Source organism: Streptomyces sp. ICN903 (genome assembly GCF_022015835.1).
Lineage (GTDB): Bacteria > Actinomycetota > Actinomycetes > Streptomycetales > Streptomycetaceae > Streptomyces > Streptomyces fenghuangensis.
The window spans coordinates 4,095-13,762 of sequence record NZ_JAKMAY010000154.1; the positions used below are offsets into that span (position 1 = coordinate 4,095).

Genomic DNA, 9,668 nt, shown 5'->3' on the forward strand with positions numbered 1-9,668 from the left:
GGACGGGCGGAACGGGTTCCGGAATTCTGGTTCACGCGGGGTGGGACCTTCCTCGGGGCGGCGCGTGCCGGGGAGGCTCCGCAGCGTGTGAACGGGCGGAGAGTCGCGGGAACGAGCCGGTGAAAGAGCGGATCGCGCTGCTGCGCGGAGAAATCCGGCCGGACGGGCCCGGCGAGGGCCGTACGGCCGGGGTGTGCGGCGAAGAGGCGGCGCGGCGCGGCGCGGTGATGGCGCGGCCGCGGGCCGGAACGCGGCACGAGCCGGGGCCCGCACCCTGTGGTGCGGGCCCCGGCTTCCATGGTGCTGCGCGTCGCGTTCGCCGAACGCGGCGGGATCAGGCGGGGAGGATGTTCTCCGCCTGCGGGCCCTTCTGGCCCTGGGTGACGTCGAAGGTGACCTTCTGGCCCTCGTGGAGCTCGCGGAAGCCCTGGGTGGCGATGTTCGAGTAGTGCGCGAAGACGTCGGCGCCGCCGCCGTCCTGCTGGATGAAACCGAAACCCTTTTCCGCGTTGAACCACTTCACGGTGCCAGTAGCCATACTTTTTCTCCTCCAGATAGGGGCAGAGCAGGAGATCCGCACTGTGCGGATCTCCGTGTCGCCGCAATGAGACCCCGCCGGAAGAGCCGGAAAAACAAAGGCGCCTGAAGGTCACAAACCGTCAGGCGCGCACAAAGTTCATGGGTACCAAAACTGCAACGTGGTCCAACGTAACACAGATCCGCCCCCGGCGGGCGGGAGGACGGCCGGAGGCCGCCCGGCCGGACGCCGGGCGGCCTCCACTCCGCGCACCCCCGGGCGCGGCGTACGGGGGGATGGGTGGTGTCAGGCGGTGTGCAGCGTCAGGCCGTACACCGACAGGATCTCGTTGACCGGCTGGAACCACGTCTGGCCGCCGCCGGAGCAGTTGCCCCAGCCGCCCGAGGTCACGCCCTGGGCCTGGTCGCCACTGACGAACGAGCCGCCGGAGTCGCCGGGCTCGGCGCAGACGCTGGTCTTGGTCATCTGGTGGACGGCGCCCTGGCTGTAGTTGACCGTCTCGTTCTTCGCCAGGACCTGGCCGCAGTGCCAGCGGGTGGTGGAGCCGGAGCGGCAGATCGAGGCGCCGACCGGAGCCTCCGCCGAGCCGCGCACCAGGACGTCGGGCACCGTCCCCCAGCCCAGCACCACCGGAACGGTCCACCAGCCGTGGCCGGTCCTCACGAAGGCGTAGTCGTTGCCGGGGAAGGACGAGCCCTGGAAGGTGCCCATCTGGGAACCGTCCCAGCCGCGCACCGACGCCCCGGCCGGCCCGCAGTGCCCGGCGGTGACGAAGCCGCCGTGCACGGAGAAGCCGATGGAGCAGCGGGCGTTGCCGGTGTAGTACGGGTCGCCGCCGACGACGCCGGCGGCGAAGGTGCGCGGCGCCCCGCCGGTGCTCTCGCGCACCTCCACGGGACCGGCCTTCCGCGCGGCGGCCAGGAAGGCGCGTACGCCGGCATCGTCCCCGGCACCCTCCACGAGTTCGACCACCACGCTGTTGGCCCGGGGGTCGACGTACCAGCCGCTCACCCCCTCCGGTGCGGCCTCGCGCTCGGCCCGGGCGTCGATCCGCTCCTTGGCCGCGTCCAGTTCCTTCGCGTCGTGCTCGACCACCCGTACCTCGGCGCCGGCGGCCCGTACGGCGTCGGCTCTGCCGGGGGCGGTCACGCCGACGACGAGCTCACCGGTGCGGGTGTCGAACCAGGAGCCGGCGAAGGCGGAGCCCGCGGCCCGCTCGGCGCCGGGAGCCACTTCCATGGCCGCCGCCTCCTGCCGCAGCCGCTTCCGCGCCTGGTGCTCGGTCAGCCCGAGGTCGCGCTCCATGGCGTCCACCAGTTCCGGCGCGGGTGCGCCGGCCCGGGGCTCGGCCGGTGAGGGCGAGGCGGAGGCGAGCCCGCCCCCCGTGGCGGTCAGGGCGCCCAGCGCCAGTAGCGCGGACAGGCCCGCGCGTACACCGATCCTGCGTCGCATGACGGTTGTTCTCCTTCTGTCGGCTCTACCCGGTGAGGTCGAGGTGGGGTCGGACAGTGGAGACATGAGAGCGCTCTCAGGTCTGGTCCAGGAGAGCGTAGAAGGGATCCGAGGTCATGTCCATACCAATGCTGGCGGCGGCGGAAGGCCCGTCCGCCGCCGGGCGTAACGGCCACCACGCCGGGTAGCCGGGAAGCGGTAGGCGGAGGGAGACGGGCGTGTTCGAGGGGTTCGCGCTGGAGCGGATCGACGTGGGCGAGGCGGTCTTACGGGTACGGCACGGCGGATCGGGACCCCCGGTGCTGCTCCTTCACGGCCATCCGCGCACCCATGCCACCTGGCACCGCGTCGCGCCCCTGCTCGCGGACGGCCACACCGTCGTCTGCCCCGACCTGCGCGGCTACGGGCAGTCCTCCAAACCGCCCACCGACGACGGCCACACCCCGTACTCCAAGCGCGCCATGGCCCGCGACTGCCTGGAGCTGATGCGGCGCCTGGGCCACGACCGCTTCGCCGTCTTCGGCCACGACCGGGGCTCCTGCGTCGCCTACCGGCTCGCGCTGGACGCGCCGGAGGCCGTGACCCGTCTGGCGCTGGGCGACTGCATCCCCATCAGCGAGCACCTGGCCCGCTGTGACGAGCGCTTCGCCCGCGCCTGGTACCACTGGTTCTTCTTCGCCGTCCCCGACAAGCCCGAGCGCGCCATCCTCGCCGACCCCGCCGCCTGGTACGGCGGCTCGGAGGAGGTGATGGGGGCCGAGGCGTGGGAGGACTACCAGGCGGCCATCCGGAATCCGGCCACCGTACGGGCGATGCTGGAGGACTACCGGGCCGGGCTGACCGTGGACCGCCGCCACGAGGAGGCCGACCGGGCCGCGGGCCGCCGCATCACCTGCCCGGTGCTGGTGCTGTGGTCGGAGAAGGACGACCTCGGCGACCTGTACCCGGACATCCCCGGCATCTGGCGGAACTGGGCGGACGACGTCACCTGCGGCACGATCGACAGCGGCCACCACATGGCCGAGGAGGCGCCCGAGCAGCTCGCCGGGGCGCTGCGCGCCTTCCTCGCCCCGGAACGGACGCGGGCGGCCTGAGACCCGCAGCGGGCGCGGGCGGTCCGGCAGCCGGCGACCCCGGCTGCCGTACACGGCCGAGGCCCGGCTCACTTGGCGTCCGCGTAGCACTCCACCACGGCCGTGGTGAACGGGAAGCGCACCGGGGTCTCGCCGAAGGCCGCGAGGCCCGCCCGCTCGCCCGCCGCGCGGACGGCCTCCACCACCGCCTCCGCCTCCTGCTGCGGGCAGTGCACGATCACCTCGTCGTGCTGGAAGAACACCAGCTCGGCGCGCATCCGGGCCAGGGACTGCCGCAGGGAGGCCAGCACCAGCAGCATCCAGTCGGCCCCGCTGCCCTGCACCACGAAGTTGCGGGTGAACCGGCCGCGGGCCCGGGCCGCGCCGCCGTCCGCCGGACCCTCCGCACCCGCCTCCGGCGGGCCGACCCCGCCGTCCCCGAAGTCCGCCTCCCGGGCGGCCGCGGGCGGGCAGGTGCGCCCCAGCCAGGTGCGCACCAGGCGGCCCTCCTCGCCGGCCCGCGCCGCCTCGTCCACATACGCCACCGCCGCCGGGTAGCGGCGCCGCAGGTCCGCCAGGTGCCGCAGGCCGTCCCCCGAGGTCTGCCCGTACACCGCGCCCAGCAGTGCCAGCTTGGCCCGCTCCCGGTCGCCGCCGAACGCCCGGTCCGACAGCACCGAGTACATGTCCCGGCCGCTTCCGGCCACCTCCATCAGACCCCGGTCGCGGGAGACGGCGGCCAGCACCCTGGGCTCCATCTGGTCGGCGTCGGCGACCACCAGCCGCCAGCCCGGGTCCGCGATCACCGCGCGCCGCACCACCTTGGGGATCTGCAGCGCGCCTCCGCCGTTGCTCGTCCAGCGGCCCGTGACCGAGCCGCCGGGCACGTACTCGGGGCGGAAGCGGCCGTCGCGCACCCAGGTGCGCAGCCAGGACCGGCCGTGCGCGGTGTGCAGCCGGTACAGCGTCTTGTGGCGCAGCAGCGGGGCGACGGCCGGGTGGTCGACCTTCCGCAGCTCCCACGCCCGGGTCGAGGACAGCCTGATCCCGTCCCGCGCGAACGCTTTGACCACGTCCGCCGGCAGATCCGGCCGCACCCGCACCCCCGGCCCGAAGGCGCGCGAGATCTCCTCGGCCAGCTGAGCCAGCCGGGCGGGCTCGCCGCCCGGATAGCTCTCGCCCAGCAGTTCCCGCAGCAGCTCCCGGTGGACGTCCGCCCGCCAGGGCACCCCCGCGCGGTTCATCTCCGCCGCCACCAGCGTCCCCGCCGACTCCGCCGCCAGCAGCAGCCGCATCCGCTCCGGGTGCCCGGCCGCCTCCACCCGCCGCAGCTGGCCGGCGTACACCTCCAGCAGGGCGGCGAGCGGGTCCGTGCCCGGCGGCAGCGGGACCGGACCCGGCGCGAACAGCGAGGGCTGCCGGTCGGCCGCGGGCAGCGGCGGGTCGTCCGGCACCGGCGCCCCGTGCAGCCGCGCCCAGGCCGCCGACAGCGAACGAGGCTCGCCCCAACGGCCCTCGTGGCCCAGCAGCAGCGCCTCGCACGCCTCGACGTCATGGCACCGCTCCACCCGCACCCCGGCCTCCAGCAGCCGCGGATACACCTGCGCCGTCGATCGCCACACCCACCGGCTGACCGAGCCGGAGGCGGTGTGCTCCGCCACGGCCCGCGCCACGTCCGGCTCGGTCACCACCGGACCCGCCGCGCGCCCCCGCCCGTCCAGCGGGCACAGCAGGGCCGTGCCCTCGGCGGTCACCGCCACCGCCCAGCGCACCGCGCCCTCCCGCTCCCGTCCGCCCCCTCGCCCGGGGCCGTGGCCGTCCCGCATACGGTGGAGTGTGGCAGCGGGCACCGACAACCGGCGGTGATCCCCACGGCGATCCTCACAGCGACCTTCGCCCCGCGGTGACGCCGGACCGCCGATCGGGCATACTCCAATCGCCACAGCCGCTGGTCAGCCGCTCTCGCGACCCGAGGGGCGACATCGGCCGGCAACCACTTCCCGGTGGCGGCGCCCCACCCCGAGCGCCCGCCGCCGCAGCCCCCGACAGGGAGGAGAGCGCCGCGATGACCGAGTACGGCCCCCAGCCGGTGGAACGCCGGATGCCCACCGAGGAGGCCCGTGACCTCCTCACCCTGGTGCGTGAACTCGCCCAGCGCGAGATCCGTCCGGTCGCGGCCGAGGAGGAGGAGAGCGGCCGCTTCCCCCGCGAGACCTTCACCCTGCTGTCGGAGTCCGGCCTGCTGTCACTGCCCTACGGCGAGGAGTTCGGCGGCGGCGAGCAGCCCTACGAGGTGTACCTGCAGATCCTGGAGGAGCTGGCCGCGGCCCGGCTCACCGTGGGCCTGGGCGTCAGTGTCCACACCCTCGCCTGCCACGCGCTCGCCCACTACGGCTCCAAGGAACAGTGCGCCGAGCACCTTCCGACGATGTTCACCGGCGGGTTGCTGGGCGCGTACTGCCTGTCCGAACCCTCCTCCGGCTCCGACGCCGCCGCGCTGCGCACCCGCGCCGTCCGCGACGGGGACGACTGGGTGCTCGACGGCACCAAGGCGTGGATCACCCACGGCGGCATCGCCGACTTCTACACCGTCATGGCCCGCACCGGGAAAGAAGGACCGCGCGGCATCACCGCCTTCCTCGTCCCCGGTGACGCAGAGGGGCTCAGCGCCGCCGCCCCCGAGCGCAAGATGGGGATGGGCGGGTCGCCGACGGCCCAGGTCCACTTCGACGGGGTCCGCGTCCCCGACAGCCGCCGGGTCGGTGAGGAGGGGCAGGGCTTCGCCATCGCCCTGGACGCCCTCAACTCCGGCCGGCTCGGCATCGCCGCCTGCGCGGTCGGGGTCGCCCAGGCCGCCCTCGACGAGGCACTGGCCTACACGGCCGGGCGCGAGCAGTTCGGCCGCCCCGTCTCCGACTTCCAGGGCGTGCGGTTCATGCTGGCCGACATGGCCACCCAGATCGAGGCCGGCCGCGCTCTGTACCTGGCGGCGGCACGCCTGCGCGACGCGGGGGAGCCCTTCGCCCGGCAGGCGGCGATGGCCAAGCTGTTCTGCACGGACGCCGCGATGAAGGTCACCACCGACGCCGTCCAGCTGCTGGGCGGCTACGGCTACACCCGCGACTACCCGGCCGAGCGCCTGATGCGGGAGGCCAAGGTGCTGCAGATCGTCGAGGGCACCAACCAGATCCAGCGGGTGGTCATCGCCCGCCACCTGGCCGGTCCCGAGAGCCGCTGAGCGCGACGGCGGTCCGCGCCGCCGGGAGGCCCGGGCGCGGACCGCCGGTGCGGCCGTGCCCGGCGGTGTCCGGGCGTGTGGTGCCTCTCCGGGCGCGGGTACTTCCGGGCCGGGACGGCGCGGGTCGTCAGTGGCGCGGGTGCCGGCCGTGCGGAACGCGCATCGGATGCGTACCCGGGCCGCCGGCGTGGGAGAAGGGCTGCATCCGCCAGTGCAGCCCCTCGGGCAGCGTCAGCAGCGTCGCGGCGTCCTGCTCGCGGGTCTCGTGCTCCGGGCCCTCGGGCCCGGCGTCCTCCACCGGACGCCCCGAGCCCTGGCACACCGTCAGGCCGAACGGGTTCCACGGAGTCGGGCACAGCGCGTGCTCGGGGAGCGTCTCCTCGTCCGCCAGCAGGGCTATCGGCCGCGCGCAGTCCGGGCAGACCACCCGGAAGATCTCATAGGTCTCGTAGGCCTCGGCTCTCTCCTCCTGGGCCTCGGTGTCCGGGTGACCGGCGTCGAGCGACTTCACCTTGCGCATGCAATCCCCCTTGGACGGGCTGCCGGGTGTCCGATCGAGGGTGTCCCGGCCACAGCAAGCATTTCCCTCCGTTGCCCGTCCGTAATCTCCGCACCCTCCCGGACACGGGAGCGCGGGTGTGGCGTTCGTCACATGTCCGCGCCCCGGGGTCGCCGACAGGCCGAACGGTGTGCCGTGGTGCGCCCGGCGCAGTAGGTTGCCTGTCGTGGAGGAGCTGGATCGTCGCATCGTGGAATTGCTCGTCAGGGACGGGCGGATGAGCTACACCGACCTGGGCAGGGCCACCGGCCTGTCGACCTCGGCGGTGCACCAGCGCGTCCGCAGGCTGGAGCAGCGCGGTGTCATCCGCGGCTACGCGGCCATCGTCGACCCCGAGGCCGTCGGGCTGCCCATGACCGCCTTCATCTCGGTCAAGCCGTTCGACCCCAGCGCCCCGGACGACATCGCCGACCGGCTCGCCGAGGTGCCCGAGATCGAGGCGTGCCACAGCGTCGCGGGCGACGAGAACTACATCCTCAAGGTCCGGGTCGCCGCTCCCGTCGAGCTGGAGCACCTGCTGGCGCGCATCCGCTCCCTGGCCGGGGTCTCCACCCGCACCACCGTCGTGCTCTCCACCCCCTACGAGGCCCGGCCGCCCCGCGTGTGAGGGCCTGCGCGCCGCGTACGGGCGACCCCGGCGGCCGGGAGCGGCGGGCGAGGGGGAGACTGGCAGCCATGAGCGACAGCACGGCCCCTCTCGACGGCCCTGACCGCCCCGACCGCCCCCGCACCGTCCTCCTGCGCGGAGGCGAGGTCCACAGCCCCGCCGACCCCTTCGCCACCGCCATGGTCGTCGAAGGCGGCAGCATCGCCTGGGTCGGCTCGGAAGGGGCCGCGGACTCCTTCGCCGACGGCGTCGACGAGGTGGTCCGCCTCGACGGCGCGCTCGTCACCCCGGCCTTCACCGACTCCCACGTCCACGCCACCGCGACCGGCCTGGCGCTCACCGGCCTCGACCTGACCGGCGTCCGCTCCCCGGCCGAGCTCCTGGACCGCGTGCGGGAGTACGCCCGGTCCCGTCCCGGCGACCGGATCCTGCTCGGCCACGGCTGGGACGCGTCCGCCTGGCCCGGTCAGCGGCTTCCCTCCCGTGCCGAGCTCGACGAGGCCGCGGGCCGGCGGCCGCTCTACCTCACCCGTGTCGACGTCCACTCGGCCCTGGTCACCACCGCACTGCTCGACCTCGTCCCCGGCACCCCCGGCGTCACGGAGCTGCCCGGCTACACCCCCGGCGCCGCCCTGACCGGCGACGCCCATCACGCGGTGCGCGCCGTCGCCCACGCCTCCATCACCCCCGCCCAGCGCACCGAGGCCCAGCGCGCCGCCCTGCGCCACGCGGCCTCCCGCGGCATCGGCACCCTCCACGAGTGCGCGGGACCGGAGATCTCGAGCGAGGACGACCTCACCGGGCTGCTGGAGCTGGCCGCCGCCGAGCCCGGCCCCCGCGTCTTCGGCTACTGGGCCGAGCACATCACCTCCCCCGAGGGCGCGCGGCGGGTGCGGGAGCTCGGCGCCCTCGGTGCCGCGGGCGACCTCTTCGCCGACGGCTCCCTGGGCTCCCACACCGCCCATCTGCACGAGCCCTACGCCGACGCCGACCACCGCGGCACCGGCCACCTGGACGCCGACGCCGTCGCCGCCCACGTCGCCGCCTGCACCGAGGCCGGGATCCAGGCCGGCTTCCACGCCATCGGCGACGCCGCCCTCACCGCCGTCACCGAGGGCGTACGCGCGGCCGCCGAACGGGTCGGCCTGGAGCGGGTGCGGGCCGCCCGGCACCGCGTCGAGCACGCCGAGATGCTGACCGAGGCCACCATCGCGGCCTTCGCCGAGCTGGCCCTGACCGCCTCCGTCCAGCCGGCCTTCGACGCCGCCTGGGGCGGCGAGAACGGTATGTACGCCCGGCGCCTGGGCCGCGAGCGCGCCCGCACCCTCAACCCGTACGCCGCCCTGCTGCGCGCCGGTGTGCCGCTGGCGCTCGGCTCCGACAGCCCCGTCACCCCGCTCGACCCCTGGGGCACCCTGCGCGCCGCCGCCTTCCACCGCACCCCCGAGCACCGGATCTCCGTCCGCGCCGCCTTCACCGCCCACACCCGCGGCGGCTGGCGGGCGATCGGCCGCGACGACGCGGGCGTCCTCGTCCCCGGAGCCCCGGCCGACTACGCCCTGTGGCGCACCGGCGATCTGGTGGTGCAGGTGCCCGACGGCCGGATCGCCGCCTGGTCCACCGATCCGCGTTCGGGCACCCCGGGTCTGCCCGACCTCGGCCCGGACCGCCCGCTGCCCGTCTGCCTGCGGACGGTCGTCGGAGGGAGGACGGTCTACGAACACCCGAACGGGTGACGGAAGGCGGGCCATACCGCCGAACGATGTCCCCCAGGTCTGCCCTCCCTCGGCGGCTCTCTCCGCACTGACCTGCTGCTTTGGGGAAACGCCGCAGGTTGTGGGGGTGTTGACAGGCCGCGGCGGTCGGCGGGTAGGTTCTGCCGGGTCCACCACAGGACGTCCGACGGGGGATCCTCCGCGCACAGTCGTCGAGCGAGCTGGGTCATGGGCGGTGCGTCGCACCGGCGTACGGCCGGGAGCCAGATCCAGCGTCCGCGGCACGGGGACGGAGAGATCCCGGCCGGTCGGCGGTGCGACCCGGGTGGGGCCCGGAGGCTCAGTAGACAACGACTTTCGGCCGATCCGCAGCCAGCGGGTCCCAGGTCGGCCCGAAGGGCGCCGGGCCCCGATCCCGAGGACGCCCCTGCCCTCTTCGCCCCGTCCTCTTCGCCCCGCCCCTCCTGCCCACCGGCCGTGCGGGGC

8 protein-coding genes are annotated in these 9,668 nt (G+C 74.8%); 4 read left to right on the forward strand and 4 right to left on the reverse strand.

Annotation, left to right across the window (positions count from 1 at the left end; genetic code table 11):
• Positions 1-334 precede the first annotated feature (334 nt).
• Complete coding sequence (locus tag L7D48_RS16805; RefSeq protein WP_093656524.1) at positions 335-538, reverse strand: cold-shock protein; 204 nt, start codon at positions 536-538, stop codon at positions 335-337.
• Between the two features lie 285 nt (positions 539-823).
• Positions 824-1,990, reverse strand: a complete 1,167-nt coding sequence (locus L7D48_RS16810; protein WP_237880259.1) for a S1 family peptidase — start codon at positions 1,988-1,990, stop codon at positions 824-826.
• A 218-nt stretch (positions 1,991-2,208) separates the two neighbouring features.
• Between L7D48_RS16810 and L7D48_RS16815 the strand changes: the two genes are divergently transcribed.
• The gene (locus L7D48_RS16815; RefSeq protein ID WP_237880260.1) at positions 2,209-3,084 is read left to right on the forward strand and encodes an alpha/beta fold hydrolase; all 876 of its coding nucleotides are present in this window, start codon (positions 2,209-2,211) and stop codon (positions 3,082-3,084) included.
• Positions 3,085-3,152: 68 nt separating this feature from the next.
• On the opposite strand, the gene L7D48_RS16820 is transcribed toward L7D48_RS16815, so the two are convergent.
• Positions 3,153-4,889: a bifunctional 3'-5' exonuclease/DNA polymerase gene (locus tag L7D48_RS16820; RefSeq protein WP_237880261.1), complete on the reverse strand. Its 1,737-nt coding sequence runs from the start codon at positions 4,887-4,889 to the stop codon at positions 3,153-3,155.
• A 239-nt stretch (positions 4,890-5,128) separates the two neighbouring features.
• On the opposite strand from L7D48_RS16820, the gene L7D48_RS16825 reads away from it, so the two are divergent.
• Positions 5,129-6,301 carry an acyl-CoA dehydrogenase family protein gene (locus tag L7D48_RS16825; protein WP_237880262.1) on the forward strand — a complete coding sequence of 391 codons (1,173 nt, stop codon included), beginning with the start codon at positions 5,129-5,131 and terminating at the stop codon, positions 6,299-6,301.
• Between the two features lie 127 nt (positions 6,302-6,428).
• On the opposite strand, the gene L7D48_RS16830 is transcribed toward L7D48_RS16825, so the two are convergent.
• The gene (locus L7D48_RS16830; protein ID WP_237880263.1) at positions 6,429-6,821 is read right to left on the reverse strand and encodes a hypothetical protein; all 393 of its coding nucleotides are present in this window, start codon (positions 6,819-6,821) and stop codon (positions 6,429-6,431) included.
• A gap of 205 nt (positions 6,822-7,026) precedes the next feature.
• Here L7D48_RS16830 and L7D48_RS16835 point away from each other — a divergent pair, with 205 nt between their 5' ends.
• Positions 7,027-7,467 carry an Lrp/AsnC family transcriptional regulator gene (locus tag L7D48_RS16835; protein ID WP_194074729.1) on the forward strand — a complete coding sequence of 147 codons (441 nt, stop codon included), beginning with the start codon at positions 7,027-7,029 and terminating at the stop codon, positions 7,465-7,467.
• Between the two features lie 68 nt (positions 7,468-7,535).
• Positions 7,536-9,203 (forward strand): amidohydrolase, encoded by a 1,668-nt coding sequence (locus tag L7D48_RS16840; RefSeq protein ID WP_237880264.1) that lies wholly within the window; start codon positions 7,536-7,538, stop codon positions 9,201-9,203.
• Positions 9,204-9,668: the final 465 nt, after the last annotated feature.